30 protein-coding genes and 1 other annotated feature are annotated in these 26,708 nt (G+C 36.0%); of the genes, 7 read left to right on the forward strand and 23 right to left on the reverse strand.

Annotated features, from left to right (window positions below):
• Positions 1-9: 9 nt before the first annotated feature.
• The 6 genes from PGC35_RS09740 to PGC35_RS09765 all read right to left on the reverse strand — a co-directional run bounded on the left by PGC35_RS09740 (position 10) and on the right by PGC35_RS09765 (position 5,114).
• The gene (locus PGC35_RS09740; protein WP_375219011.1) at positions 10-1,029 is read right to left on the reverse strand and encodes a beta-carotene 15,15'-monooxygenase; all 1,020 of its coding nucleotides are present in this window, start codon (positions 1,027-1,029) and stop codon (positions 10-12) included.
• A 198-nt stretch (positions 1,030-1,227) separates the two neighbouring features.
• Positions 1,228-2,409 (reverse strand): MFS transporter, encoded by a 1,182-nt coding sequence (locus PGC35_RS09745; RefSeq protein ID WP_375219012.1) that lies wholly within the window; start codon positions 2,407-2,409, stop codon positions 1,228-1,230.
• Between the two features lie 117 nt (positions 2,410-2,526).
• Positions 2,527-2,904 (reverse strand): DUF3221 domain-containing protein, encoded by a 378-nt coding sequence (locus PGC35_RS09750; protein ID WP_375219013.1) that lies wholly within the window; start codon positions 2,902-2,904, stop codon positions 2,527-2,529.
• Between the two features lie 12 nt (positions 2,905-2,916).
• Positions 2,917-3,387 (reverse strand): hypothetical protein, encoded by a 471-nt coding sequence (locus PGC35_RS09755; protein WP_375219014.1) that lies wholly within the window; start codon positions 3,385-3,387, stop codon positions 2,917-2,919.
• A 136-nt stretch (positions 3,388-3,523) separates the two neighbouring features.
• Positions 3,524-4,474 (reverse strand): dipeptidase, encoded by a 951-nt coding sequence (locus PGC35_RS09760; protein ID WP_375219015.1) that lies wholly within the window; start codon positions 4,472-4,474, stop codon positions 3,524-3,526.
• A 139-nt stretch (positions 4,475-4,613) separates the two neighbouring features.
• Complete coding sequence (locus tag PGC35_RS09765) at positions 4,614-5,114, reverse strand: DinB family protein (RefSeq protein ID WP_375219016.1); 501 nt, start codon at positions 5,112-5,114, stop codon at positions 4,614-4,616.
• 144 nt (positions 5,115-5,258) lie between these two features.
• On the opposite strand from PGC35_RS09765, the gene PGC35_RS09770 reads away from it, so the two are divergent.
• On the forward strand, positions 5,259-5,633 hold the full coding sequence (locus tag PGC35_RS09770) for a nucleotide excision repair endonuclease (RefSeq protein WP_375219017.1): 375 nt from the start codon (positions 5,259-5,261) through the stop codon (positions 5,631-5,633).
• A 100-nt stretch (positions 5,634-5,733) separates the two neighbouring features.
• On the opposite strand, the gene PGC35_RS09775 is transcribed toward PGC35_RS09770, so the two are convergent.
• The 5 genes from PGC35_RS09775 to PGC35_RS09795 form a co-directional block, all read right to left on the reverse strand.
• On the reverse strand, positions 5,734-6,714 hold the full coding sequence (locus PGC35_RS09775) for an NAD(P)/FAD-dependent oxidoreductase (protein WP_375219018.1): 981 nt from the start codon (positions 6,712-6,714) through the stop codon (positions 5,734-5,736).
• A gap of 25 nt (positions 6,715-6,739) precedes the next feature.
• Positions 6,740-7,129: a thiol-disulfide oxidoreductase DCC family protein gene (locus PGC35_RS09780; RefSeq protein ID WP_056831011.1), complete on the reverse strand. Its 390-nt coding sequence runs from the start codon at positions 7,127-7,129 to the stop codon at positions 6,740-6,742.
• Positions 7,130-7,227: 98 nt separating this feature from the next.
• Positions 7,228-7,716, reverse strand: a complete 489-nt coding sequence (locus PGC35_RS09785; RefSeq protein WP_056831013.1) for a TraR/DksA C4-type zinc finger protein — start codon at positions 7,714-7,716, stop codon at positions 7,228-7,230.
• A 115-nt stretch (positions 7,717-7,831) separates the two neighbouring features.
• Positions 7,832-8,290 carry a DinB family protein gene (locus PGC35_RS09790; RefSeq protein WP_375219019.1) on the reverse strand — a complete coding sequence of 153 codons (459 nt, stop codon included), beginning with the start codon at positions 8,288-8,290 and terminating at the stop codon, positions 7,832-7,834.
• Positions 8,280-8,741 (reverse strand): hypothetical protein, encoded by a 462-nt coding sequence (locus PGC35_RS09795; RefSeq protein ID WP_053591569.1) that lies wholly within the window; start codon positions 8,739-8,741, stop codon positions 8,280-8,282. The genes PGC35_RS09790 and PGC35_RS09795 overlap by 11 nt, the downstream gene beginning before the upstream one ends.
• Before the next feature lie 119 nt (positions 8,742-8,860).
• Here PGC35_RS09795 and PGC35_RS09800 point away from each other — a divergent pair, with 119 nt between their 5' ends.
• A complete protein-coding gene (locus tag PGC35_RS09800; protein WP_375219020.1) occupies positions 8,861-9,487 on the forward strand; it encodes a YfbR-like 5'-deoxynucleotidase in 627 nt (208 codons plus the stop codon).
• 86 nt (positions 9,488-9,573) lie between these two features.
• Positions 9,574-10,218 (forward strand): GntR family transcriptional regulator, encoded by a 645-nt coding sequence (locus PGC35_RS09805; RefSeq protein WP_053591567.1) that lies wholly within the window; start codon positions 9,574-9,576, stop codon positions 10,216-10,218.
• A 44-nt stretch (positions 10,219-10,262) separates the two neighbouring features.
• Here PGC35_RS09805 and brnQ read toward each other — a convergent pair whose 3' ends face one another.
• Entirely contained in the window at positions 10,263-11,603 is a 1,341-nt protein-coding gene (gene brnQ, locus PGC35_RS09810; RefSeq protein ID WP_375219021.1) for a branched-chain amino acid transport system II carrier protein, read from the reverse strand.
• 237 nt (positions 11,604-11,840) lie between these two features.
• Positions 11,841-12,104 (forward strand) — a binding site (T-box leader).
• A gap of 178 nt (positions 12,105-12,282) precedes the next feature.
• Between brnQ and PGC35_RS09815 the strand changes: the two genes are divergently transcribed.
• Positions 12,283-13,503, forward strand: coding sequence for an MFS transporter (locus PGC35_RS09815; protein ID WP_375219022.1), 1,221 nt, complete (start codon positions 12,283-12,285; stop codon positions 13,501-13,503).
• Between the two features lie 600 nt (positions 13,504-14,103).
• Here PGC35_RS09815 and PGC35_RS09820 read toward each other — a convergent pair.
• From PGC35_RS09820 to PGC35_RS09850, 7 genes are read right to left on the reverse strand one after another with little or no spacing between them, the layout of a single operon-like run.
• Positions 14,104-14,469, reverse strand: coding sequence for a Na+/H+ antiporter subunit G (locus PGC35_RS09820; protein ID WP_375219023.1), 366 nt, complete (start codon positions 14,467-14,469; stop codon positions 14,104-14,106).
• A complete protein-coding gene (locus PGC35_RS09825; protein WP_375219024.1) occupies positions 14,447-14,731 on the reverse strand; it encodes a Na(+)/H(+) antiporter subunit F1 in 285 nt (94 codons plus the stop codon). The genes PGC35_RS09820 and PGC35_RS09825 overlap by 23 nt, the downstream gene beginning before the upstream one ends.
• Positions 14,731-15,213 (reverse strand): Na+/H+ antiporter subunit E, encoded by a 483-nt coding sequence (locus PGC35_RS09830; RefSeq protein ID WP_053591563.1) that lies wholly within the window; start codon positions 15,211-15,213, stop codon positions 14,731-14,733. The genes PGC35_RS09825 and PGC35_RS09830 overlap by 1 nt, the downstream gene beginning before the upstream one ends.
• 18 nt (positions 15,214-15,231) lie before the next feature.
• Complete coding sequence (locus PGC35_RS09835; protein WP_375219025.1) at positions 15,232-16,716, reverse strand: Na+/H+ antiporter subunit D; 1,485 nt, start codon at positions 16,714-16,716, stop codon at positions 15,232-15,234.
• On the reverse strand, positions 16,709-17,047 hold the full coding sequence (locus PGC35_RS09840) for a Na(+)/H(+) antiporter subunit C (protein WP_053591562.1): 339 nt from the start codon (positions 17,045-17,047) through the stop codon (positions 16,709-16,711). Before PGC35_RS09840 ends, PGC35_RS09835 begins: the two co-directional genes overlap by 8 nt.
• Before the next feature lie 2 nt (positions 17,048-17,049).
• Positions 17,050-17,472: a Na(+)/H(+) antiporter subunit B gene (locus PGC35_RS09845; RefSeq protein WP_053591561.1), complete on the reverse strand. Its 423-nt coding sequence runs from the start codon at positions 17,470-17,472 to the stop codon at positions 17,050-17,052.
• On the reverse strand, positions 17,462-19,870 hold the full coding sequence (locus PGC35_RS09850) for a Na+/H+ antiporter subunit A (protein ID WP_375219026.1): 2,409 nt from the start codon (positions 19,868-19,870) through the stop codon (positions 17,462-17,464). The genes PGC35_RS09845 and PGC35_RS09850 overlap by 11 nt, the downstream gene beginning before the upstream one ends.
• Positions 19,871-20,213: 343 nt before the next feature.
• Here PGC35_RS09850 and PGC35_RS09855 point away from each other — a divergent pair, with 343 nt between their 5' ends.
• The gene (locus tag PGC35_RS09855; RefSeq protein ID WP_053591559.1) at positions 20,214-20,900 is read left to right on the forward strand and encodes a universal stress protein; all 687 of its coding nucleotides are present in this window, start codon (positions 20,214-20,216) and stop codon (positions 20,898-20,900) included.
• A gap of 167 nt (positions 20,901-21,067) precedes the next feature.
• Here the strand turns inward: PGC35_RS09855 and PGC35_RS09860 are convergent, their stop codons facing one another.
• Both PGC35_RS09860 and PGC35_RS09865 read right to left on the reverse strand, forming a co-directional pair.
• The gene (locus PGC35_RS09860) at positions 21,068-21,484 is read right to left on the reverse strand and encodes an SRPBCC domain-containing protein (protein WP_375219168.1); all 417 of its coding nucleotides are present in this window, start codon (positions 21,482-21,484) and stop codon (positions 21,068-21,070) included.
• Between the two features lie 74 nt (positions 21,485-21,558).
• A complete protein-coding gene (locus tag PGC35_RS09865) occupies positions 21,559-22,773 on the reverse strand; it encodes an MFS transporter (RefSeq protein WP_156350781.1) in 1,215 nt (404 codons plus the stop codon).
• Between the two features lie 157 nt (positions 22,774-22,930).
• Here PGC35_RS09865 and PGC35_RS09870 point away from each other — a divergent pair, with 157 nt between their 5' ends.
• The gene (locus tag PGC35_RS09870) at positions 22,931-23,632 is read left to right on the forward strand and encodes a YetF domain-containing protein (protein ID WP_082355386.1); all 702 of its coding nucleotides are present in this window, start codon (positions 22,931-22,933) and stop codon (positions 23,630-23,632) included.
• Positions 23,633-23,793: 161 nt separating this feature from the next.
• Here PGC35_RS09870 and PGC35_RS09875 read toward each other — a convergent pair whose 3' ends face one another.
• Positions 23,794-24,567, reverse strand: a complete 774-nt coding sequence (locus tag PGC35_RS09875; RefSeq protein ID WP_375219027.1) for an alpha/beta fold hydrolase — start codon at positions 24,565-24,567, stop codon at positions 23,794-23,796.
• 4 nt (positions 24,568-24,571) lie between these two features.
• Positions 24,572-26,233: a beta-N-acetylhexosaminidase gene (nagZ, locus tag PGC35_RS09880; RefSeq protein ID WP_375219028.1), complete on the reverse strand. Its 1,662-nt coding sequence runs from the start codon at positions 26,231-26,233 to the stop codon at positions 24,572-24,574.
• A gap of 151 nt (positions 26,234-26,384) precedes the next feature.
• Here nagZ and PGC35_RS09885 point away from each other — a divergent pair, with 151 nt between their 5' ends.
• Positions 26,385-26,705, forward strand: a complete 321-nt coding sequence (locus PGC35_RS09885; RefSeq protein ID WP_375219169.1) for a winged helix-turn-helix transcriptional regulator — start codon at positions 26,385-26,387, stop codon at positions 26,703-26,705.
• Positions 26,706-26,708: the final 3 nt, after the last annotated feature.

Consider the following 26,708-nt stretch of genomic DNA (forward strand, 5'->3'; position numbering starts at 1 on the left):
TTTTCACAGTTAAATGTCTTGCAACAGATGCTTCAACTTTTCCGGTTCATCCACTCGTATAGCAAACTCTGTTACACTCTTTTTCATTCCCAAAAACATCGTAGCTTGAACAGCTTCGTGAAGGTAGACAATCGCTTGTGGGTCTACTTCCTCAAAATCTTTATACATAAATTTCACGGTATTCTTGCTTGGTGGTGATCCTCCCCATTCCACTTCTTTAATGTTAGAAAGTGGAACAATTATTCGAGATGCAAATCCTTGAGTAATATATAATTTCCCGCTCTTTATTTCCATTGGATGTAGTCTAGTTACTTGAATGTCAGCGAGAACAAAAGTAACTGAGTAAATATTCAATAGTAGGAGAACAATTGACAGAATGAGTGATTTTTCATGTAACCACCAGTGCAGTCCGATTGTTTCAATAAGAATTGCGTGTATAAGCATTATATTAATGGCTACAGCACTCGTCTTTTCATGCATTGTCACAACGCCAGCATGGCTTGGCGCTTTCTTTTTCCAAGTGAAAAATGCATAATACATCATTAAAATTTCGGACATGAAAATTTGGATAAAAACATTCTTCGTTACTACTTTTTCGATGGCAGGCAACATGCTGTAAATTGGGTCTTCATTCATTTTCTTCATTTGTTTTCGAATCTGTGGCACTTTCCAAATAACTAGAAATAAAAGACCTAGTTCAGCTAGTACGAGTAAAACTTCTACAGCAATTCCTGTATACAGTATTCCAGCAAAAGGTGCAAATAATTCAAAAGGAATAAAAATCCGAGCAATTACTAAACCAGCAACCATTAAACCAATAGTTTGTTTAATCGTAATTTTAAAAGCAGCATAAAAAAGAAGCGGTGCAATGATTGCTAAATCAATTAAAGAGCCCATTGCTACGCCACTAGTCACCTGTAACGATAAAAATTCTTGAACTCCCGTTTGATACAAAAGAAAATTGGAGGTTAATACTAAAAGAAGAAAGGCCATTGCTAAATGAGCCTTACGGTTTTTACGGTACACCATAAATATCTCTCCTTTTCTTCGTTCTTTCTTTAATTATAACTTTCTGTTTTTTTAAAATACTAGTATAATTCATCAATTCAATCAAAAAAGAAGCACAAATTTATGACAGACACAAAGTTCTTAGTTAGTGTTCAAAATAAAAAGCCTAACCATTGATAGTTATGGCTAGGCGTAGCAATTATGATTAAATTTACATAGCTAATCTTCTAATATTAACTTATTTGTACCCTTCCACATGATCGATCCAATCATCGTTATAACTAGGACAACTAACCCTAATACAAACGGATATATAATATGCACATCATACAATAATCCGGCAAGGAGTGGTCCTAATACATTTCCTATACTCATATATGCATTATTCATCCCCATCGCAAATCCCTGTTCTTGACCAGCTAGCTTGGATATCAATGTTGTAAGGACCGGACGTAATATAGAAGTAGAAAGGAAAATAATCATCGTAATTACAAAGAAAAACGTGTAACTCGAGGCTACTATGGAAAGGAAAAATCCAAATGCTGTGATACCTAAAAAGATTTTTAATACATTAGCTTCGCCAAAGCGACGTACAACTATATCTACAGCGAACAGTTGAACAATAACACTGACAATTCCCGTTGCGGTCACCATCCAAGCTATATCTTGAGGAGAGGCACCAAATTCATTATCTACAAATAGACCAAGGACCGACTCATACGCCATTAATCCAAAGCTCATCACTAGTGTAATGACAAGGGGGATAAAGTAAGGCTTTTTAAAGGACTGTACGATCTCTTTTACCATAGGCTCCGGCTTATTTTGAGGGCCAACATTTTCTAACGCTTTACTTTCTTTCAATACGAACATGGAAAAGATTACTGCCAAAACACCAACGATGGCGGAAATAAGAAGTGGAATTTTTAAACCGAAATCTGCTAAAAATCCTCCGATTCCAGGACCGATTACTATACCAAGCGACATCGACGCTGAGATTAAACTATTCCCTTTTGCACGTTGTTCCATTGTCGTAATATCAGCTACATAAGCGAAGATCGCCGGAATTAATAGCGCAGCTCCTACACCACCGATAATACGAGACACATACAAGATACTTACGGAATCGGAAAGATAAAAAACAAACATAGATAATGCTAAACCACCTAAACCAGCGATTATCATTATCCTCCTACCATATTTGTCTGCCCATTTTCCTGCGATTGGAGACATTACAAGTTGTGCTCCAGCAAATATGGCGATCATTAATCCTGCTGCCGTTCCTCCTTGACCAATAGACTTTAAATAAGCAGGTAGAATCGGAATAATAATACCAAAACTTGCAACCGCTATAAACATATTAATCATTAATACAGACAGTTTCTTACGTTGATCCTTCGTCATTTATTTCCAACTTTCATATAATTATTGTTGTAAAAGAACAACATGCTTTTAATAATAATCAAGAAAACTACTTGCCCAAACTAACCGAGGGGCAAGTAGTTTTATATTACTGTATCTTTATTCATTTAACTTCTCAATTGTCTTGGCTACACCTTGCATTGGATAAGACTCTGCTAAAGCATCATGCCCGACCTTTACTTCATCGTATTTCTCTAGTTTATTCCGTTGATCCATCGTTAAAGAAAACCAGGTTGCATCTTTTCCTTGTTCAATCGCGTCTTGAACAGAAAGGGTTTTAGCCTGTTCTACGGACAAGTCACTTACGACTAATATATCTCCGTCCTCGTTCATGTCTATAATAACTCCAGTAATATAGCCAGTCGGCTGAGGCTGTGTAGGATTATCTTCAAAAAACTGCGTTATAAAATAAAAGGCGGCTCCAATAGCAAAAAGGAGAACAACCACTAGGAGTATAACCGTAGATTTACCTTTCATCGGAACGCCTCCTTACTTCTTCCCTACTCTGCGAAAGCCTTCTTCTAATAGATAAGTTGTCGCTTCTTCATACGAACCAAAGCTCTCCTCTAAGTTGTATCCATGATAGATATTCCATTGCGTATCTTCTTGCAACAACGTTAGTTTAGAGTTTTCTTTATTTTTCCACTCTTCTTCTACTTCTTCCTCGAGAAATTCTTCTTCCTCTGTAGCTAAGTAAGAAATAGAGTCTTTGATCATTTGTCTTAATTCATCTGCCGAAACTTCACGAATATTCACAAGTCCTTTTTCTTTAGCTGTATATTGAGGAAGATCTCCTACATAAACAAATCCATTACCATTTGGGTGAAGGTGATAAACAACAGTTGTTTTATCATATAAACTATCTTCGTAATGGTAATTCACTCGTTTCATGGATACTTCCTTACGAGTTAACTCCGGAAATTCCTGAATGATTACTTCTTTTTCTTCAAATGTTAGCATATGAAACCTCTTTCTCTTCTAATTTCAACCCTAGTATAGCATATCCCTTATCCTCTACGCGTCCACCATTCCGCTAAAAGAATAAAACATATGACGACCGCAATGACAAGAGCAAAAAACCAATCTGGTAAGCCACTCACATTTGTTCCTCCTTACCCATTCGTTTCAAAAATCTCGCAAAATTTTGAGAAGTAAATCCTTCTACTTCATTCGCTGAATAGCTTTTTAATAAATATTTTACTAAGTTTTGTGTTTTCGATGCATCTTCCAGCCCTACAATAAATTCTCCAATTCCATCAAAATCTGAACCCAATCCAACCAGATGTTTACCCCCAAGTGCAGTAATATGATCAATATGCTCAACCAAGTGTTCCATTTCTACAGGTTTGTTGGATGTGTTAATAAATTGTGGATAATACACAACATGAATGGGAGATTCTCTTGCAATCAAAGCTTTTAATTGATCATCTGTTAAATTTCTTGGCGTATCACATATAGCTCTTGCATTTGAATGGCTCGCCATCAACCATTTTGCTTTCGGCAACACATCCCAAAATGATTTTTCACTCAAATGAGAAACATCAATTATAATATTTTCTTCATTTAATAAATCCACTACTGTTTCTCCAAAAGAGGTTAAGCCAGTTCCCGAATTTCCCGATGCTCCATCTGCAACTTCATTTGCTCCATTCCAAGTAAGGCCTACCAATTTAACTCCGTGTGATAATAATAACTTTAATTTCAAAAGATTTCCATCAATCATATCGAGGCCTTCCAATGAAAGGACAGCACCGATTTGGCCCTCTTTTAGGGTTTCTAGCTGCTCCCACTTATTAATCGCTACGACATTATCATGTTTTCCTACAATTTCCGTATAGAAAAACTCTATTTGGCGAATTGCCTCCATAAATTGCTTTTCTTTAGGAAAGCCTTGTGACACAAACACAGCAAATAATTGAAGTGCTACCTGTCCTGCTTCAAGTGCTTCTTTATTTGCTTGAAGTAAGGAAGAGTTCGCAAAGGATATTGGAGTTTCTGCTTTTGCCAATTTATACAATACGTCACAATGCAAGTCGTATACTTTCATTATTTTCCCCCTAAAGAAAACCGGTACTCCTTTCACAGAGTTACCGGTTTTCTTTTATAATAACAAACTCCGTTCGATGTAGTACTGCCGATTTCGGAGTCAACAAGCCAACTAGTATAACTAACTAACACTTAGACTCTCACTCCGGTGCTTCTCCAGCAAAAGCCAACCATTCTTCTTTAGAGGGACCATACATCCCAGGAATAACTAGCCCTGCTTGACGCATAAGCACAGTCATTTGACCTCTATGGTGTGTTTGATGAAAAGTTAGTACTTGTAGGATATTTGCAATCGTCCATACCTCACCATACATATCTTTTTCTTCTAACAACGTTTCATCTGTCCATTGTTCTTTTATAGCACGAACCATAGCGTCACTTGAATCTTTGTATGCCTTGGCTATTTCCTTGGCAGTTTCAGGTTTAGGTGCGTCATGCGGTGTAGCTGTAAATTGTAATCCCGTTTTTCCAATCATCTCATCGATTGTTACAACAAGATGCCAAGCAAGTTGCCCTAGTGTTCGGCCTTCATCGTAAACTTTTTGTTTTAAAGAGTCATCTGTTAATGTTTCAAGTATTTTAAGGGTAGAATCACTCTCATGTTTCCAATTTGCTAAAAAGTCTTCTAATTTTCTAATCATGTCTATATTCCTCCAATGTTTAATTATAGTTATTATTTCTATACATCTATAGCTTAATCCTGCTATTATTCATTTTTGTTCCGAATAGATATTACTAAGAGAATATGGTAGACTAAAGGCCAGACAATAAGAGGACGTGAGTGAATGATTAAAATCGAACTACCAAAACCAACTTTAACTATTACGCAACGTGAACAAGTGCGCAAAGAAGGAGAGCCAGAAATTCCATCCATTTATGGATTTATCGACTTTCACCAAATCCCTCGAGATAAAGGCGGCATCTTCATGTTTTATAACAAAAATGATGAGCTATTATTCGTAGGAAAAGCGCGTAAAATTAGACAACGTATTAAAAAACATTTTGAAGATAATGTTTCTCCGATGATCAAACATCGCGACGAGGTCTACAAAATTAGCGTATGTGTAGTGGATGAAGCAATGGATCGTGAAATTTACGAAACATATGCTATCAACACACTGAAAGCAAAATACAATATCGACAAAGTCTTTTACAAGTAATATAAACACCAAGAGAATAATTGCTCTTGGTGTTTTTTATTTTCTTTAATTGCATTAGCAGCGAATTGGTTACTTAAACCTTTACTCTTTTGCTTACTACTTATTCAAAAACACTTGTACTATGTGGAGGTTGAACACGTGATTTTGGGTCAATAAAGGCTTTAATATGACTAATCGCAATGGGTACTTCTCCAAATCCTACTGCAATCAGTTTTACTTTCCCATCATGCGTGCAAACATCCCCTGCAGCATATATCCCTTCCATGTTCGTTTCCATTTTTTCATTCACAACTACCGAATTTTTTTGCATCGTGAGACCCCAATTCTTCAAAGGCCCTAGTGATGCTACATTTCCATAATTGACAAGGACATGATCAACTGGGATTCGTTGTTCAGATTTATCTTTTGCAACGATTACAACCTCTTGAATAGAATCACCATCTCCAACTAATTCTTTAATTCCAAAAGGTGTCTTTATATGCACCTTTGAATTCTTCAGTTGTTGAACAGTCATTTCATGGGCTGTAAACTCTCTGCGATGACAAATAGTTACGCTCATAGCTACATCTTCAAGCATTAAGGACCAATCCAACGCAGAATCTCCGCCACCTAACACAAGTACAGTTGAATCTTTAAAATCCTGTAAGTTCTTTACTTTGTAGTGAAGATTTTTCCCTTCATATTCTGCAGCTCCTGGAACATTTAATTTACGAGGTTGGAACGAACCGATGCCAGAAGTAAGTAAAATAGTTCTGGTAAAATGCACCTCTTTATCCGTCGTTAATTTAAAATGATCGTTGAATCTCTCAAGAGATGTTGCCGTTTCCTCTAGGCAAATTGTTGGATTGCTATAAGCAGCCTGTTCCTCCAAGTTTGCTATTAAGTCTCTAGCTAGAATTTTTGGAAGCCCTCCAATATCGTATATATATTTGTCAGGATAAAGCTCCATTAACTGTCCACCAAGCTGCGGTAAACTATCGATTATTTTCACCTTAAGGCCACGTAGTCCTCCATAGAATGAAGCAAATAATCCTGTCGGACCTCCACCAATAATAGTAACGTCATACATTTCACTGTTCATACTACTAAGCACCTCTATTTTTATCTCATAAAAATCGATTTCTCATTTCAGGAGACGGAATTGTACAGCTTTCTTTTTTGCCAAACCATTTATACCGATTATTCGCAACAAATTTATACAGAGTATCTCGAAATGTCTTGGGAATAATCTTAAAAACATAAAAAACCTTCCATAGTCCATTTAAATGTTTACATATAAAAATTGCAGCGTCGGAGGAATCATATACTGTATTATCTTCAATTACTAAAACACTATTCAGCTTTTCAGGAATAAGATGCTTTATTTTAAGTTCCCTTCCTATATCACTCTGCAAGGCAGCAAACTGAAAAAATCCTTTGGGATCTCTTGCGATGATAAATTGAACACTTGCATCACAAAAGTTACACTCCCCATCAAATAAAACAATAGCAGTCACAGGATAACCTCCTTTCTCTCAGTGTACTATAGTGGGTTACTTTTGTTGAATTATATGCATAATAAAAGGACGTCCTAAATTACAGGACATCCTTCGTTTTACTGTTTATCTTGAGGAGTATCCGATGATCCGACTTCTTCTAATATTTCAAAGCTGTTAGAATAATCTCGCACTCGTGGATCTTCATCCTCCACCGGTTGATCAGTAGTTGAATTCAGAATATCTTCTTCTACTGGACGAATATCCTCATTTACCTCTTGTCTTGCATGTTCTACGCAAGTTAAAGCAGTTGGTACAGCCTCTAATCTTTCCATCGGAATCTCTTTCGAGCATTCTGTGCAAGTACCATATGTTCCTTCTTCCATCGCAGCTAGTGCTTCTTTTATATCTTGCATTTCATCCTCTTCATGCTTTTGCATTGCCAAACGAGTATGTTGAAGCGTTAAATCAGTTGCACTATCGGCAGGGTGGTTATCATAAAAAGATAACTCCGTTGTATTAAACTCTTCATTATTATCTCTACTATGTTCCAATTCGTTTAAACGCTCAAGTAATGTATCTTTTAATTTATCGTACTTCGTCGTCATAAGAACTCCTCCTTTTATTAACAGATAAAAAATCAATTATCTGTCCAAAACCCAAAGCCTCGCCTATCGGCAGATATTCGCGCTCGCGTTTATTTAATAATAGGATTCCCACTTTTCAACGAAATAAAACAATATGTACTTCTTGATTTAGTAATAGCAAATATTGATACAATTGCATTCGATGATGCACCAAATGATTAATAATTTGAATAAACCATTCACCCTTACTATAATCACTTCCCCAATATGTGGTGAATCTTTTCTTTAATTCGTCTTCAGCTATGTTCTCATAATAGATTAGAAGTTCTTGAATACCAGTTGTAAATCGATTTTTTACTTCTGCTATATTCTTAGACATATTTGTTTGATAATACTCCGTCATTTGCTGTGCCGAATAGCCATTTTGAATATGCAAATCTGCTCCTGGTATTTGGGAGAGATGCATGCAAACTTCCCATACACTCATTTTATTTACGACTGGACTTTTATGCAGTATTTCTTCATCCACTAGTTCAAAAAGTTCTAAGATTGTTTCTGAAATAAATTGTAATTGTTTTATAGCATCATTGCTCATTTGTACGCTCTTTTCCTACTTCTGTATGAGCGAATTTACGTACCATCTTTTTAATATTTTCTACCTTACGAAACCTAAGTGCTGACCAATCTTCATCAATTGCAATATTTCGAACGGGTTCAAAACCTTCTTCGGCAAGCACTCGTGCAACAGTATCTCTGCTACAATCTGAGCCTTTATATACTTTGGAAGATTTTTTAGGATAACACAACCATAAAAGACCATCTTCTTCAAGAAAATCAACAACTGATTTAGAAAGGTTAACTATCTCTTCGTTGGAAGTTCCAAACACTTGAATAAACCCATAATTTTCTTCTTCCACTTTTTTATCTACTCTTCCTTCAAAAGCAGTTAAAACCTCATTATAAGAAGATGGGGCATTTAAAATGAGCACTGCTTTTCCTGTTTCTTTCCATTGTAGCTTCTTTAGCACTGGTTGAATTTCAGTCATTGTTAATCCTTCTTTCATTTTACATTCATAGTACCTTATTTTTTGGTTATCTTACAATTATGCTTTCATTACAATATTTTCGAATTTTCAAGTATGATAATAAAAAGGAGTGATTGTGAATGGGTATTCATAAGTTTTTTATGAGCATGAACGATTTAGAAAGAATTATACGTGCCCCAGGACGTTTTAAGTTCGAGGATCATAATGTTGCTGCACATTCATGGAAGGTTTCTCAATACGCGATGTTTTTTGCAACAATCGAAGAGAACAATGGAGCGACTATTAACTGGAAGTCACTTTATGAAAAAACGATTAATCATGACTTTGCTGAAATTTTTATCGGGGATATTAAAACTCCAGTAAAGCATGCTTCCCCAGAACTTAAACAGATGCTTTCTCATGTAGAAGAAAAAATGATGGAGAAATTTATTTTAGATGAAATCCCAGAGGAATTCCAACCTGTTTTTTTCGACCGAATGAAAGAAGGAAAAGACGAAACCATTGAAGGCAGACTACTTGAACTTGCTGATAAACTCGACCAAGTGTATGAAGCTTTTGCAGAATTACAACGCGGAAATACGGATATTGAATTTTTAAAAATGTACGATAATGCTTTAAGAAAGATACTTCATATGCCTTTAGAAAAAAGTGTTAATTACTTCAAAGAAGTTATGTTACAAGATATTATGGCGGAAGAATCTGTAATTGATGTGAAAGCTCTTACCTTAAAAATTTTGATGGAATAAAACTTTTTTAACAATAAATGCGATATACTGTATAATATAGTGTATAATTTTGTTAACTATTAAGATTTTTGAAGGAGGGTTGTCACATGCCGATACCAGTTAATCATACAAAACCTGTAAGAACTACCGCAAAACTTCATGCTTTTAATCAATTGCAGCAATGGATTATCGATGGTACATTACAACCAGAAGAAAAATTAAATGATATCGAGCTTGCACAGGCACTGGGAGTCAGTCGAACTCCTATTCGTGAATCACTTCAGCTCTTAGAATCACAAGGCTTTGTCACCATGCAACCAGGAAGAGCTACGCAAGTAACTGCAGTAGAAACAGACGACATTAATAATCTTTTACCACCATTGGCAGTATTGCAAGCGCTTGCAGCCGAACTCTCTATTCCTAATATGGATGAGAGCATACTTGAATTACTAGAAGAAAAGAACAAGCAATTCGCGGATGCGCTTCGGACAAAGGAATTTACCACTGCATTGAAAGTAGACGAAGAGTTCCACCAGATTATTGTGGATAGTGCCAATAATCCATACATACTTTCTATGATAGAAATGCTTCAAGCACATGTGCGAAGATTGTTCTATTATGAAAAAATTAATCTTAGAGAGTATTCCGTAGAACAACACGCTGAAATAATTCGTTTTCTTAGAGAAAAGGACACAAAAAAAGTAACAGAAGTTATGCGCGCAAATTGGATTTATACTATAGAAGAATTTTAATAGAAAACAAGCCCATTTACATTAAGTAAATGGGCTTGTTATTTTTATGCGTTTTGCATTTTTGCAATTATGCCAGTTATAAGAGTTACAACTATGAAAGGAATTAACCAGCCCAGACCTACACTATAGAACGGCAAATAATTCTCATATAATGATACGATTGGTTTCATCCATCTAAAATAATCAATGCCTAGTGAATCACATAATGCTTTAAAACCGTCAATAACACTAATTAAAAACGTTACGAGTACAACACTTACATACACAATTCTTGCGTGATTAAATAACGGTGAAAGGAATGTCAACAAGATCAATACAATTGCTAATGGATATAGCAGCATCAATACGGGAATTGAATATGTAATGATGTTTGATAATCCAAAGTTAGCAATAATACATGTAAACACACTAAAGAATATAACAAATGCCTTATAACTAATTTTCGGCATCAACGTATGAAAATACTCCCCACATGCAGTTGTTAAACCAATACTAGTTGTCAAACATGCTAAGAAAATAATAACAGATAAAAGCACTGCTCCAAATGAACCGAAATAATGCTCAGAAGCGCTACTTAAAACGGGACCACCATTATCAAACAATCCAAAAAGACTTGTACTTGTTGCACCTAAATAAGCAATCCCTGCATATATAACGCCTAAAAAGAATACAGCAATTCCACCAGACTTAGCCGTTGCAGAAATAATTCCTTTTGTCGAATTAACTCCCATGGAACGAACTGCATTGATCACGATAATACCAAATACAAGTGAAGCCAAAGCATCCATTGTATTGTATCCCTCTGTAAAGCCGGTCATAAATGCATTATCCACATAACTTCCTTGAGGAGCTTCAAACCCACCCATAGGCTTCAAAACAACAAAGAGTAATAAGATAAATAACCCAATAATTATTCCCGGTGATAAATATTTCCCTACATTATCTACAATTTTCGAAGGATTAAGAGAAAATAATAATGTAATTCCAAAGAAAAGTATTGTAAATACGAGTAATCCGATTTGTGCATAGTCAGCATCTATAAACGGTTGAATTCCAATTTCATAAGAAACGGCTCCTGTTCTTGGCAAAGCGAAGAAAGGTCCTATTGTTAAATACAACAAAGAGGTAAAAATAACAGCGAAAATAGGATTTACTCTACTTGATAACTCTTGTAGATTTTTACTTCCTGAGAATCCCATTGCAAGCGTACCTAGGAAAGGTAATCCAATTCCCGTTGCCAAAAATCCAATTACCGCTGGCCATACATTCGTTCCTGCGTTCTGACCTAAACTTGCTGGGAAAATTAGATTTCCTGCTCCAAAGAATAGTGCAAACAACATAACTCCAATAACAAGATGATTGGAGAATGATAATTTTTTATCCATAATTATTCTGCCTCCTGTAATGATAAACAAAATCATTTTTGTTTTAGCTTGTGTATTTTCTTAGATGAATTTGCATAAATGATTTTTATCATTTTTTCAGCCTGCAAATATATCAGACCTGATAATACTATGTATTGACGCAGAATGCAATATATCAGACGAAATATATAGAAAATTGTCGTAATTATAATAATATTATTTACATAATCACCTGAATCATGTTACTATTGGTAAAATTTATATGCGATGAAGAGAAGAGTAAATCGATCAATTCTTTTGAAGAGAGCTCCGGGTGCTGAAAAGGAGTAAGAATTATTTATTGAACCAAGTCTCGGAGCATCACAAAGGACCCTGCTAATAGGAGATGGTGTGACGGGGGCTCCCGTTATCGGGCTCAGGTATACGCAAATCTTAGTTTATTTGCCGTACCGATTAAGATTAATATGGTGACATATTAATAAACTAGGGTGGTACCACGACTTTCTAAATCTCGTCCCTAAGACATTTGTCTTGGGGGTGGGATTTTTTTATTTGCAGTTTTTTAATAAATGCTCTGTTACTATAGTGGCTCATGCGGACGTGCTAATTACAAATAGATTCGTATAATCCCCGTATGATTTTACCTATTAACAGCAAAGTTTAAAAAGCCATTTAATTTAGAAAGGAGTATAACAGGACAATGAATAAATTATACTCATCATGGAAGTACCCATTTATATTATTAGTGGGAATTGGAATTTCTAATCTTGGTGCATGGGTCTATTTAATTGCACTTAATTTAATCGTGTTGGATATGACGAACTCCCCTCTTGCTGTTGCCGGACTTTATATTGTTAAACCTCTGGCTACCTTGTTTACGAATAGTTGGGCAGGTAGTGTAATTGATCGAATCAATAAAAGAAATTTAATGATAGTGCTTGATCTATTTCGAGCAATGTTTATAGCATTTCTGCCATTTGTTTCAGACATTTGGCTAATATATTTCCTTGTCTTTATAATCAATATGGCAAGTTCTATATTTGAACCAACATCTATGACCTATGTTACAAAGTTAATACCAGTTGAACAAAGAAAACGATTTAATTCGCTGCGAAGCTTAATAGATTCTGGAGCTTTTTTGATAGGACCAGCGATAGCTGGAATTCTATTTTTACTAGGCACACCCACAGTAGCAATTTTTATTAACGCGACTGCCCTCCTATTATCAGGTATCGTTACTTTATTTATGCCTAATTTGGAAAGGTATCAGGCGATTGCCCAAGCAGATGATCATTTTACATGGGCGGTAATAAAAAAAGATTGGAGTATTGTTTTAAACTTCAGTCGGCATTTTCCTTATATTATGGGCATTTACTTTTTGTTTAGTTGTGTGATGGTAATGGCGACATCTTTGGACTCTCAGGAAGCTGCATTTGCGAAATCAGTACTTTCCTTATCGAACACGGAGTATGGTTTTCTTGTAAGTATTGCAGGGGCGGGTATTATTACAGGGGCTATAGTGAACTCCATATTTGTAAGAATGCTGAGGACGTTTATTTTAATTGGCGTTGGTTCTTTAATTGTTTCAATTGGTTATATTGTATATGCTTTTTCGAGCTCCTTTTTAGTAGCAGGCATAGGTTTTTTTATCCTTGCCTTTTCTCTAGCATTCGCTAATACAGGATTTCATACGTTTTATCAAAATAATATTCCAGTAAATATGATGGGCAGAGTTGGCAGTATATACGGGTTAATTGAAGCATTCTTCATTATTTTAAGTACAATAGTTATTGGGATTACAGCAGAACTCGTCTCCATCCAGTTCGTCGTAATTTGTGGTTCATTACTAATGTTAGCCCTAACCGTTCTATTATTGTTTTTAAGTACAGCTCCTTCTAAAAGAGAATATTACAATGAATAAGGAATATGTATATACATTATTTTTGTAAAAAACCTCAAGCCAAATCGAGAACACTGTAAAGTCTATAGAAATTGTCTTTACTAAATAATGTCGTCCGAATAAGAAAATCGTTGAAACGGCTCCCTTTCCGCGGGCGTTGCCTTAGCCTCCTAGGCCAACACGATGTTGGTCATGCAATCATTACCGCAGGATGCGGCGAACTTAGATTGCCTTCCCCTCGGCTGCGGGGTCTTCGGCTAACGCTATTCCCGCAGGAGTGTCGCCTTTTTCAACGATTTTCTATAAATACTAATCGAAAAAATGTAAGTGATAAAAACTTGCTTTTTTATAGCATAAGGGTTTCCTAAATGAAAAGCGGATAATAGTTTATTGGAGTGGAAGGCGGCGACTCCAGCCGGAATAGCATGAGCTGAAGACCCTGGACTGAGCGTAGCGAGGGAAGCGGCTGAAGCCATGCCGGTGGAAAGCGTCCGCCTGGAACGGAAATTAACGAGTCCTAAATAAAAATCGAGTATGTGAACGACTTGTCGTTCACATACTCTTATAGAAATCTCAGTGAGGACTTTTTAGTGCCCTCGCTAAATCTTGGAAGGTATTGATTTACTTACTTTTCTCTTTTGGAAATAAAACTTCCTTCAATTCGTCCTCCGCTGAAGAATTAGAAAGTTTCACTCCTGAACGATACGCCGCACGAGTTATGAGATGCCCCGAGACAGGTGCTGTTAAAAAAACAAATATAATCCCTAAAAGTAACCTTACGCTAATAAATGCATCATGTACCCAAAAATAAACAAACGCTCCAGAAAGGGATAATAATACAGCTAACGTAGAGCTCTTAGTAGCCGCATGTGAACGGGTATAAATATCAGGGAGAGTTATAATACCAAAAGCACTAATAACACTCATAATACTAGCTAATAAGATTAATATAGCTGCACCAAGTTCAATTATCTGACTTGCGCTCAACGATAATCCCCCTTTCGATGTACTTCGAGAATGCAATTGTACTAATAAAAGCAAGAATACCTAAAATAAGAATCGCCTCTAAAAAGGCCATTGTTTTTAATACCATCGAAATAACAGCAATCGAAGATAGAAGATTGACACCAATCATATCTAAAGCTATTGCACGGTCTGGCATCGTTGGCCCTTTAATCATTCGAAAAAGAGCAATCGATATGGAAATGGCAAAAAAGGCGAGTGAAACTAAAAGAATCATCTCTATCATCAACGTGTCACCTCCATAATCGCTTTTTCAAATCGCTCAATTGATCTTAATACATCTTCTTTTGATTTCTCAATATCCATCGCATGAATATAAAACATATCACCTTCAGGATTTACTTCCATTACGACAGAACCTGGAGTAAGTGTTAATAACATGGCGAGTGCTGTGATTTCCCAGTCACCTCGTAGTTCAGTTTTATAAGTGAAAATCCCAGGTTTAATTTTATGTCTAGGATTTAATATTTGTTTAATAATTAAAATGCTTGAAAACGTTAGCTCTGATATAAAGATAAATATAAGTTTTAATATAGAAACTAATCTTCTTAAGTAGAATTGCGTACCAAAAAAACGATGCATTAAAAAGATAATCCCTATCCCTACAAGGAAACCAGCGATAAAGGTTGTAATTCTTAGCTCATCTTCATCCTGTAATAACATCCATAAAAACGCGATAAACAAATTAAGTAAAAACTGTGCAGGCATGTATATTCACCTCTTCCTCTACTTTTCTCCACCTAAAACCGCTTCAATATAGATAGCGGGATTGACAAGAGTTTTTGCAGCATCACTTACATAGGTAGATATAAATTCTGCCCCAAGTCCTAGTGAAGCTGTTCCAATGGCTAATAAAACAATTGGAATTAGCAATCCTTTCTTAAGTGGCATTTCTTCTCCTAAACTAATAATTGTTTCACCGAAGAAGGAGTTTAAAAATATGCGAAGTAGTGAATACAACACCACAATACTAGATATAAAAGCTAAAGCCAATAAAATATATGAACCTGCTTCCACTGCTCCTTGCCCTACCAGTATTTTCCCAACAAAACCACTTAGTGGAGGTATTCCTGTAAGAGACAATGTAACGATGAAAAATAGCCACCCAAACATCGGATAGTTCCGAATAAGACCACTTATCTCATCTATTTTATTTTTTCCAGTAAGTAGAATCATCGTACCGACAAGTAAAAATAACATAGCCTTTGCAATCATATCGTGGATAATGTAATAAATAGACCCTTCAATCGAAGCGGGTGTCGCAACTGCTAGTCCAATTAAAATAAATCCAACTGCAATGACTACATTATAAGCAACAATTTGACGCACATCCTTGAACGCAATCGCTCCCATACAACCTGCCACAATAGTGATTCCTGCCATTACACCGATTAAACTATGCGTAACATCTGGTTCATGATAAAAAATCAGCGTAAAAGTACGGAACAATGCATATATTCCTACCTTCGTTAGTAAAGCTCCAAAAAGTGTGGCTACTGCAGTCGGAGGAACACTATAAGAACCTGGAAGCCAATAGAATAATAACAATCCTGCCTTTAAGCTAAACACTAGCAAAAAGACGATGGCTATCGTTGTAAGTAATGGATCTTGTCCTGCTTCCGCTACTCTTTCTGCTAAATGAGCCATATTTAAAGTTCCAGTTGTGCCATATAGAAAAGCTAATGCTACTAAGAAGAACCAAGATGCAACCACGTTTATGACCACGTACTTAATCGATTCTCTTAATTGTACCTTTTCCCCTCCAAGCGTTATAAGCGCATAAGAGGCTAAAAGCATCACTTCGAAACAAACGAATAAGTTAAACATATCACCAGTCAACAAAGAACCATTTACCCCTGCTACTAAAAATAAGACAAATGGGTAGAAAAACATTTTCTCATGTCTTTCTCCGATTGAAGAAAAGGCATAAATTAAACAGATTGCTGTTACAATACTTGCTGTTAATACTAGTAACATGGAAAAAGAATCTGCGACAAAAAGTATCCCAAATGGAGGCTCCCAACCACCAAAATCTAACCGCAGAATACCTTCCGATTGAATGGTATTTAAAACAAAGACACTAACACACGCCACTCCAATCATTGCTAACAAACTAATGATTCTCTGTAAACGTATATACGAACGTAGAAATACGAGTATCACTCCCACCATAATCGGAATGATTAACGGCAAAACAATTAAATTATTCATCATTTGTTCCTCGCAATGCATGAAGATCATCCTGCCTATTTACTTGATAAGATCGATAAGCTAAAACAAGTAAAAAGGCTGTCACCGCAAAGCTTATAACAATAGCAGTTAAAATCAATGCTTGTGGGAGAGCATCTGTATAAGGAGCGTCTGCCTGCTTCAGTAAAGGTACATTACCTTTTTTTAAGCCTCCAATTGTTAAGATCAACAAATGAACTGCATGAGACAGAACAGCGGTCCCTAAAATTACTCGAATAATATTTCTAGAGAGGATCAAATAGGTTCCAACGGCTGTTAGTATTCCGATTAATATCATAATTAACGTTTCCATCTCTACTCATCCTCACTTATACTCAAAATAATTGTTACAACTACTCCGACAACGGTTAATGCCACACCAGCCTCGAAAATAGTCACTGTGGTGAGCTCTGTTTTCCCAAAGATAGGGAGATCAAAGTAGCCAAAAGACTGCGATAAAAAAGGCACACCCAAAATTATAGAACCAAACCCTGTAGAAGTTGCCATTAACACACCTAAGGCAGCTACTAGTTTAAAATCAAAGGGAAGACTCTTGCTGATCGATGCTATATCATGTGTTAAATAAAGTAGCACGATAGCAGAACCAAGCACTAAGCCACCTATAAATCCACCACCAGGTTTATTATGACCAGACAAAAACAAATACACACCGAATGTCAGTATAATAAACACAACAATTCTAGTAACTGTCCGTAAAATAACATCATTAATCTTCAATGTCTTCTGCCCCCTTCTTTGCTCGTAACTTAATGAGAGTATAAACTCCTAAGCCGGCAATAAAGAGTACAACAACCTCTAACATCGTATCAAATGCACGGAAATCCCCTAAAATGGCATTCACAATATTTGCTCCACCAGCTAGTTCATAAGCATTTTCAAAAAATACCGATATCGATGCAAATGAATTGTAATTGATGACTGAAAAACCTATTAGCATGACAAATGCCCCAACAGCAATCGAGATGATTGCATTAATCATCTTATTATTGGATGATGATTTCTCTTTCTTCCAATCCGGTAAATGAGAAAATGCCAAAAGAAATAAAGCCGTAGTGACAGATTCTACAACAAGCTGGGTTAGCGCCAAATCTGGAGCACGGAATATAACGAAAAAGATAGAGATAGCGTAACCCAAAACACCATTCAAAAGAACTGCTGTCACACGAGATTTCGCAAATATCATTGCAACTGCAGCAATCGCCATTACGCCAACAAGTATACCTTCATACACTCGAATTGGAGCATTGTTAGCAGTGCTAAACGAAAATGCTGATGAAAATAATAAAAAGCCACCTGAAGTTACTATAAAGAACAAATAAATATAAACTAAATAATCTCTCAAAAATCCAGTCATATAAGACTTCGTTGTTAATGTAGAACTTACTTCACTGTCTGCAAGCAACCTATTATAAAACGCATTAAATGTGTATTTTTGAGAAAATAAGCTGTATATTGGCTTCCAACTTTTTAGTCGATAATACAGTATTGCCCCTACCAAAATAACACCAATCGTCATAAGTAATTCTGGTTTAATTCCATGCCAGGCAGAAATTTTCGGAGTGAGGCTTTCCACCTCCGCGAATGTCGGATATACACTAAACATCGCTGGACGTAGTATATATTCACCTAGTAAATTAGGGAATAAGAATATACCTACCACAAATGCAACTAATATAAATGGAGAAATAAGCATTCCTATAGGTGCTTCATGAATTGGTTTGTCTAACTTTTCTGGTTGAGCTGGTCCTAAAAATGTTTTAAAAATGATAATCATACAATAAACAAACGTAAAGACACTTGCTATCCACGCTACGATTGGGAAAATGATACCTATGGAGTTGAGCGAGAAGACATTAGCATCAGTAATAGCAACTGTGGCTGCAAAAAACATCTCTTTACTTAAAAAACCATTAAAAGGTGGCAATCCTGCCATCGATAAACTTCCTATTGCAGCAATCGTAAATGTAAACGGCATGAGTGCCATTAACCCACCGAGCCTTCGTATGTCACGGGTCCCAAGCTCATGATCGACAATTCCCACTACCATGAACAAAGAACCCTTAAAGGTTGAGTGATTGATCATATGAAAAAGTGCGGCAAATGTTGCTTGCGTATAAATAATCGAATCCTTCGAATACCCCAAATGAAGTGCAATCGACCCTAAGCCAAGAAGACTCATAATTAGACCTAGCTGACTAACAGTTGAATACGCTAGCAAAGCCTTTAAATCTGTTTGTCTAATTGCATTCAAAGAACCCCAAAATAATGTAATCATACCTACTCCACTAACCGCCCAAAACCAAACTTGTTCTCCACCAAAAATAGGTGTAAAACGGGCTACTAAGTAAATACCAGCTTTAACCATTGTAGCGGAATGTAAGTATGCACTCACGGGAGTTGGAGCTTCCATCGCATCTGGTAACCAAATATGAAATGGAAACTGTGCTGATTTTGTAAACGCCCCTATTAATATCAAAATCATTGCTGGTATAAAAAACGAGTGATCTGTCATCTCGCTTAGACTTGAAATAATCTCGCGAATACTATATGTCCCAGTCATAGAGTGAAGCATTATAAATCCAATAAGCATCGCTACTCCGCCACTCACGGTAATAAGCATTGCTTTTTGAGCTCCTTGTCTTGAGCCTTTACGATGATGCCAAAAGGCGATTAATAAGAAAGAAGAAACACTTGTTAACTCCCAAAATACATATAAAACCATTAAGTTGTCCGAGAACACAACTCCCAGCATGGCACCCATGAATAGTAGTAGGTAGCAATAAAAATGTTGAAGGGATTCTTTAGATGAAAGATAAAAAATAGAATATAGAATAACTAAACTACCTACACCAGTTATAAGTAAACCAAATATCATACTTAAACCGTCTAAATAAGTAGTGAAATTAATTCCTAAATGAGGTATCCATTCATAAGTATGGATATATGTTTTACCACCTGCTATCGAGGGAATTAGCCTAGCAAGCATGACTAACAAAAAAATAGGGACTAAAAGGACAAACCAGCCTACATGAATTTTGGTAAATCGCCTATATATAAACGGTACGATTGCCGCAATAATAAATGGAATAACAATAATTAAACTAACAGGGAACAAAATTTAACCTCCTACTTGACAAATTTTGTAGAATTGTAATTTTACAGAATTATTTCATTTGAACTAGATGCTTGACTATACCACTAACTAGTAGCATAATAGGAATCCATATGGAGTCCTTATGTATTTTTGGAGATTTTTGAGGTGTAGTACAATGAAAGATTTGTGCCCATTCCTTGCCATGGCATATAAACCTAATTGAGGGATGCATGAATATACTTTGTAAATTATACACTAAACAAGCGCTTTTCGCACTTGAAGTGCTTGAGGATTAAACAATTTGAGATGAAATTAAATGGAAAGACGATAAAATTATTTAGCTGAAAAAGAGGTGTAGACTACCGTGAAACACACGAAAGGCAGAATGGATGAGAGTATATTGGTCTGCGTATACTATGGTCCTAATGGCGAACGTTTAATAAGAAGAGGTCATAAGATGGCTACTATAATGGATTGCCCTCTCTATATTCTTACAGTTGACCCTCTTCCATACGATGCATTCGATGCCGAGAAATCAAGTTATATTGAACAATGGCAGAATTTAGCTGAAGAACTAGAAGTAGACGAATTTATCATTCGCGATAACGAAAAACGCCCTTCACCAAAAGTTATAAAAGAAGTAGCTCATAAACATAATATAACCCAAATAATTATTGGACAAACTGCCCAAAGTAGATGGGAAGAGATTACAAAGGGCTCTTTTATGAATGTGTTATTACGTGAAATTCCTTTTGTTGATTTCCATGTTGTTTCCGTAGAACGATCTGTCAAAGACGAGGAAGATGGCATTTTCGAAAAAGGAGTACGTGCGTATTTGGTCGCGGATGGCGATGATTATAAAGTATCCTTTACATGTGCTAAAAACATGTGCCAAGAAGGTATTTTCTTTAAAGAAATTGGTACAGATTTTGATAATGGGATTTTTAAATTCATGCATAACAGCAAGATGCACCAAGTCCATATTCAAGAGAACCTGGTAACAGACAACTCTCAAGTTCCAGACGGGTGCAATGTTAAGATTAAACAATAATTTTTAAAGGAAACTCCGATGAGTTTCTTTTTTTTGAGCTTTTTGGCATTCGCGCTGGCAGCAGGCTGCCAAGGCGCGAGTGCCGTTGTCTTCTCTAAATTAGAATTAAAGAAGATTCTATTAATTGCAAAAAGATTTCCATGGGCTATTTCTAGGATGTGTGATGCTCATGAGCACGAAGAATGAGCCCTAATAAAATGAACAATTATCAGTAACTTAGCCTTAATAAAAGGAATTTCGTTACCTTCTATTAAGGCTTTTAAATTTGCTAATGACTCATCGAAGCCACCTGAATTCATCGTCACTCTAGCCCCATTATCTTCCTTTTCTATTACAAAGGATAGAAGAGTTTGTTGCGAGTCCAAATAAAGAGAAAATTCCTTATAAGTTCTTAGAACTACAATAGTTAAAGGCATCGTCAGTTTCTCGGAAAGATTATTATGCACACTAGGCTTTAACGTAAATGTCGCTTTCTCCCCTACTTTCAGATTAGGTATTTCCCACGGAGAACCCGGAACATACCATCGTGAGATTTTCTTCTCTTCCGTTATAGCATCCCAAACAGTTTCTATATCCCCATCAATCTACACTGAACTTATATCTTCCATATTACTCATTACAATTTCTCCTTCTTTTAATAGAACCCCCTATTTCTTCTTTACTTTTGAACCGCTATTTTGCGATCTGTTGGTAAGGCAAGCGCAACTAATCCGATAAGGGGTAGCGTTGAAACGATAATCATCGTTGTGTATACACCGACGTTATCCATTAATATACCTATTAAGACTGCCCCTATTGCACCCATACCAAAGGCAAGTCCAACTGTTAAACCCGCCATAGTACCAATTTTACTAGGCACAAGTTCTTGTGCATAAACGACAGTGACTGAAAAACTTAACATGATGGAGAATCCAATTATTACTAGTAGTAAAACGACTGCCCAAATTGGGACATGCGGCAAAATGAGGCTTAAAGGAATTGGAACAGCCATTGAAAGTAAAATGACGTTTTTTCTACCAAATCTGTCTGCCATTGGACCACCAAAGAATGTCCCAACTGCTCCTAACACAAGGAATATAAAAATAAAAAGCTGTCCTTTTTTAATCGATAAATCGTAGTTTTCCATCAAATGAAAAATATAAAAGTTTGTCATATTAGTTACGTAAAAGGATCTCGCAAAAATAATGATCATTAAAAGTGTAAGTGCTATACCCACTTGTTTTTTAGAAAGAGGTGGCAAAGAAGAAAGTATTGTTTTTTTCCTTTTAGAAAGTTTCTCAACTTCTAACTCTTTCTTATACCAAATAGAAATTCTGGATAATAGAAAAATACCAATAGCTGCAACAATTAAGAAAAGTGCAGCCCCCTTTTGACCAAATGGTACTAGAATAAATGCACTTATTAATGGAGCAAGAGCTTGTCCAGAGTTCCCTCCGACTTGATAAATGGATTGCGATAGCCCTCTTTTAGAACCAGCAGCCATAAAGGAAACACGAGAACCTTCTGGGTGAAATATGGCAGAACCAAAACCAAGGAATACAACGGAAACAAGAATCATCCAATATTCCGTAGAAAATGCAATACCCGCTATCCCAACAAAGGAACTTATCATACCTAGCGGAAGTGCATATGGCATAGGTTTTTTATCACTTATAAAACCTACTACCGGTTGTAAAACTGAAGCGACGATATTCAACATGAAAGATATTAAACCTAACTGTGTAAACGTCAATCCTCTTTCTTCTTCTAAAACCGGAAACATTGCTGGAATAACCGATTGTAGTGAATCATTAAACAAATGACAAACTCCAATCGCAAACATAATAGGATAAACTGGATTTCCCATTTTATGCGAGGCATTAGCTATAGACATATCTTTCACATTCTTTCTAAGATTGATATACATGAATAGTTTTATTATAGCGCAAATTTCGACAATTAATTATAAATTAACAAGAAAGCAAGAATAGTTACTTTTTTCTAGGCAACACTAAATAGAAGTCATTTTAAAAGAGGTGTTTGAAATGAATATGGATACTTTTTTCGAGTTAAACTTTTGGGAAATGTTAATTAGAACAACTTTTTCCTTTATAGTGCTATTAATATTAGCAAGAATATTAGGAAAGAAACAGCTGAGTCAATTGACCTTTTTCCATTACATCACAGGAATAACAATAGGATCTATTGCCGCTGAGATTGCCGCACAACACGAAACACCTTTTCTTGATGGCCTAGTATCACTAGTGTGGTGGACGCTTCTTACACTATTAATGAGCTTTATATCACTGAAATCTCCGAGAGCGCGTGTCTTAATAGATGATGAACCTACTATTATTATTAAAGACGGACAACTTGTGGTGAAGTCTTTAAAGACTGCTCGTTTACATATGGATGATGTGTTAATGCTGCTACGAGAACAATCTATTTTTTCCATACAAGACGTACATTATGCAGTTCTGGAGACAAACGGAGAATTGAGTGTATTTAAAAAAGTAGGTCAGCAAGAAGCTACTAAGACAGACGTAAAGGCTACAATTACTCTTCCAACATTTTTACCTTCTGAAATAATAGCGGATGGTAAAATAGTTCAAAAAAATCTTACTGAATTAGATTTATCTGAGGAGTGGGTAATGAAAAAACTTCGAAAACAAGGAATCGATTCAGTGGATGAAGTGTTTTATGCACAAGTACAAACGAATGGTTCCTTATACATTAGTTTATATAATAAATAACATACACTTTTTAGAAGACCAATTCACAGAAAGTCGGTCTTCTATTAACATTAAAAAACCAGAAAAAAAGGGGCTTTTAAATAGACTTTTGCTACATTTTAAAGGGTTGGTCGTGACTATCGTCACGACCAACCCTTCTTTTCAGGAAAACGTTTTCGAGTTCATCTTTCTTCAAAGATTTTAACCAGTTCTTTCGGCCCCTCGTACATACTCATATGTCCTACATCCTTTAGCACTACTTGTTTTATATTAACTCCATTTGCCGTGAAGGTTTTCTCAGATGGGATAAGTTGATCTTCTGCCCCAGCAACAAGCACTACTGGTAATTTAGTAATATTAATTATATCTCTTCGATCTTTTCTATTTCTCATTGCCATTAGAGCATTCTTAGCACCAATTGGAGAAGTTGAATATCCAATTTTAATCGCTTCCTCCACTAAGTTTTGATGACTCTTCACGTTATTTGGTGCAAATAGTTTTGGTATTAATCCGTCAACAAATACTTCTATCCCCTCATCGTCTATTTTTAGAGCTGAAGTATCTCTTCCTTTTTTAGCCTCCTCTGAATCGGGGAATCCAGTTGAGTGTATTAAGGAAAAGCCATTTAATCGTTCGCTATATTTTTCTGCGAATGCGAGTGTTATATAACCACCTAAAGAGTGACCAAGCATTGTTACCTTGTCTACCTCCAAAGAATCTAAAAATTGGTGGATGAAGTCCGCATAATCGTCAATTTGATTCACATTATCCTGCACCTCCGATTCTCCATGACCCGGTAAATCTATCGCAATTACACGATACTGATTAGCAAGTAGTGGAACCACTCTACTCCAATATGCAGAACTTCCACAAAAACCATGAATTAGAAATAATACCTCTCCCTGACCTTCATCTATATAAGCTACACTTGAGCTTTTTATTTGCACTGTTTTCATCTTTTCATCTCCCTAATATTTGTTCGATAGTTTGGTTTAACTCTTCTATGTTTACCCTATCTACTCGCTCATTACTCAGTTTATACTTTTCTTTTAATAAAAGGATTCTTTCCACACTGGTATTTATTCTTTCCTCTGAAATCTGTCCTTCATTAACAGCTAATAAAATGGAGTCTATCGCTTCCTTAATATTGACATAATCATGAGCAATTAAAACAATATCGTTACCAGCTTTCACTGCTTCTACAGCAGCCTCCCCAATTTTATAATTATTTAATATCGCCCCCATCGTCATATCATCCGTTATAACAACACCTTCGAACTTCAGCTTCTCCCGCAGTATATTTGTGATTAACTCATACGACATCGATGAAGGATAAGTCGAGTCAATTTCTGGTAAAAGAATATGTCCTACCATAACAACGTCTGCACCATTTTTTATCGCATCGTTAAAAGGTATTAATTCTAATGCTTGTAATTCTTCTAAACTCTTTTGAATTATGGGTAGCTCTTTATGAGAATCTACAGCTGTGTCACCGTGCCCAGGGAAATGCTTCACTACTGGAATAACTCGTTGATGCTGAATACCCTTCATCGTTTGAATTCCGAGGGTACTAACAATGCGTGCATTGTTTCCGAAGGAACGATCCCCAATAACCGGGTTTTTAGGATTGCTATTTATATCTAGTACCGGTGCGAAATCAAGATTGAAGCCAAACGCATTTAACTCTTTTCCTAAAAGATTACCGATATTATAAGAGAGTGAAGAATCGTTTAGCCTCCCAATTTCTTGATATGTAGGCAATTGTATAAGTTCAGGTAGTCTGGAAACTCTCCCGCCCTCCTGATCAACACCAAGAAATATAGGAAACTTATTTTTCTCATTCTCTCCTTTCAATTCATTTAATAAGGAGATGGATTGATCGACATCCTTCAAGTTATCTTTAAATAAAATTATTCCACCAACTTTATCATTGGAAATTAGCAATCTTGACTCTTTAGACAAGCTAGTTCCGTCTATACCAGCGAAAATCATTTGCCCAACTTTTTCTTCCAAACTCATTTCCTTAATAACCGCGATATCAGTACTAACCTCCTCTTTCACTTCTGTAAAAATCGAAATATGGTCAACCGTTGGATTAGGTATACTTTCTGTTGGCTTTGGCAGTACCCACTTAAGTTGATACGTAGAAGTAACATTATATACAAGAATAATTTGATTGGTCTTTGCATCTTGATAACTTCGGACTTCATCAGCTTGTCCCTTTAGTTTCTTAATATCCTCTAATTCGATTTGCTGAATTTCTGGTGAGCTTGAGCGTATATCAAAAACAAGATTGGTGAGATGACCGATTGTTGCATCTTTAGAAAAATAGTCTTCATAAATCTTCGAGGAAAGTTCGTTCATTTTCTCTGGAGTCCCCCATAATTCATGGACTTCCTGAATATCTGTTTCTCCCACGAAAAACGGAATATCCCAGGCTTGACCCTTTTCTGCCGCATCAAAAACGAGCGAAACAAGATTCTCATTTTCTAAAGGCATTTCTCTTATGGGTACTTCCTCCTGATGATTAACTTCTTTTATTTCTTGTTTGTTTCCCAAATACATTTTTACCGCAATCATAATGATAAATACTAAAAGGATTATCCCTACTTTTTTAATCATTTCAGAACCTCCTGCATAATAACCTTTCGCTCTGTACTTTCTCTAATCTTATCCAATATTCCTTTATATTATAATTTTTAATATAATTATTATACTTGATATATTTTTTATATCATAATATACTTCTATTAGAATCGAGGGAATGAATAACATGAAAATTTGCCCATATCTAGAATCATCCTTTCAAATACTTGGCAGACGATGGAACGGTTTAATCGTGCATTACTTATCTAATTGCCCAAATTATACAGCTCATTTCTCAGACTTGAAAAAGGACTTAACCGATATTACACCTCGCGCTTTATCGTTAAAATTGACGGAACTTGCAGAACACGGTTTAGTCGAGAAGAAAATGAGCGCGGAGCAGTCTGTTCAAATCTCCTATCACCTAACAGATACAGGTCAGGAGCTTGCAGAAGCACTTAAACCAGTGCATGCTTGGGCAAAAAAACATATTTCTTTAGAAAATTAATGA

The organism is Psychrobacillus sp. PGGUH221, assembly GCF_042055255.1.
Taxonomy (GTDB): Bacteria; Bacillota; Bacilli; order Bacillales_A; family Planococcaceae; genus Psychrobacillus.

Excerpts from the sequence above, each read along its gene's own strand:
- PGC35_RS09760 (WP_375219015.1), bottom strand. The coding sequence starts at position 4,474 with ATGAAAGTATACGACTTGCATTGTGACGTATTGTATAAATTGGCAAAA.
- PGC35_RS09825 (WP_375219024.1), bottom strand. The coding sequence starts at position 14,731 with ATGATAGAGATGATTCTTTTAGTTTCACTCGCCTTTTTTGCCATTTCC.
- PGC35_RS09865 (WP_156350781.1), bottom strand. The coding sequence starts at position 22,773 with ATGTCTATAGCTAATGCCTCGCATAAAATGGGAAATCCAGTTTATCCT.
- PGC35_RS09745 (WP_375219012.1), bottom strand. The coding sequence starts at position 2,409 with ATGACGAAGGATCAACGTAAGAAACTGTCTGTATTAATGATTAATATG.
- PGC35_RS09840 (WP_053591562.1), bottom strand. The coding sequence starts at position 17,047 with ATGGAAACGTTAATTATGATATTAATCGGAATACTAACAGCCGTTGGA.
- nagZ (WP_375219028.1), bottom strand. The coding sequence starts at position 26,233 with ATGATTAAAAAAGTAGGGATAATCCTTTTAGTATTTATCATTATGATT.
- PGC35_RS09795 (WP_053591569.1), bottom strand. The coding sequence starts at position 8,741 with ATGACTGAAATTCAACCAGTGCTAAAGAAGCTACAATGGAAAGAAACA.
- PGC35_RS09740 (WP_375219011.1), bottom strand. The coding sequence starts at position 1,029 with ATGGTGTACCGTAAAAACCGTAAGGCTCATTTAGCAATGGCCTTTCTT.
- PGC35_RS09755 (WP_375219014.1), bottom strand. The coding sequence starts at position 3,387 with ATGCTAACATTTGAAGAAAAAGAAGTAATCATTCAGGAATTTCCGGAG.
- PGC35_RS09765 (WP_375219016.1), bottom strand. The coding sequence starts at position 5,114 with ATGATTAGAAAATTAGAAGACTTTTTAGCAAATTGGAAACATGAGAGT.
- PGC35_RS09775 (WP_375219018.1), bottom strand. The coding sequence starts at position 6,714 with ATGAACAGTGAAATGTATGACGTTACTATTATTGGTGGAGGTCCGACA.
- PGC35_RS09835 (WP_375219025.1), bottom strand. The coding sequence starts at position 16,716 with ATGAATAATTTAATTGTTTTGCCGTTAATCATTCCGATTATGGTGGGA.
- PGC35_RS09830 (WP_053591563.1), bottom strand. The coding sequence starts at position 15,213 with ATGCCTGCACAGTTTTTACTTAATTTGTTTATCGCGTTTTTATGGATG.
- PGC35_RS09770 (WP_375219017.1), top strand. The coding sequence starts at position 5,259 with ATGATTAAAATCGAACTACCAAAACCAACTTTAACTATTACGCAACGT.
- brnQ (WP_375219021.1), bottom strand. The coding sequence starts at position 11,603 with ATGGATAAAAAATTATCATTCTCCAATCATCTTGTTATTGGAGTTATG.
- PGC35_RS09815 (WP_375219022.1), top strand. The coding sequence starts at position 12,283 with ATGAATAAATTATACTCATCATGGAAGTACCCATTTATATTATTAGTG.
- PGC35_RS09750 (WP_375219013.1), bottom strand. The coding sequence starts at position 2,904 with ATGAAAGGTAAATCTACGGTTATACTCCTAGTGGTTGTTCTCCTTTTT.
- PGC35_RS09870 (WP_082355386.1), top strand. The coding sequence starts at position 22,931 with ATGGATACTTTTTTCGAGTTAAACTTTTGGGAAATGTTAATTAGAACA.
- PGC35_RS09885 (WP_375219169.1), top strand. The coding sequence starts at position 26,385 with ATGAAAATTTGCCCATATCTAGAATCATCCTTTCAAATACTTGGCAGA.
- PGC35_RS09800 (WP_375219020.1), top strand. The coding sequence starts at position 8,861 with ATGGGTATTCATAAGTTTTTTATGAGCATGAACGATTTAGAAAGAATT.
- PGC35_RS09805 (WP_053591567.1), top strand. The coding sequence starts at position 9,574 with ATGCCGATACCAGTTAATCATACAAAACCTGTAAGAACTACCGCAAAA.
- PGC35_RS09875 (WP_375219027.1), bottom strand. The coding sequence starts at position 24,567 with ATGAAAACAGTGCAAATAAAAAGCTCAAGTGTAGCTTATATAGATGAA.
- PGC35_RS09785 (WP_056831013.1), bottom strand. The coding sequence starts at position 7,716 with ATGACGACGAAGTACGATAAATTAAAAGATACATTACTTGAGCGTTTA.
- PGC35_RS09790 (WP_375219019.1), bottom strand. The coding sequence starts at position 8,290 with ATGAGCAATGATGCTATAAAACAATTACAATTTATTTCAGAAACAATC.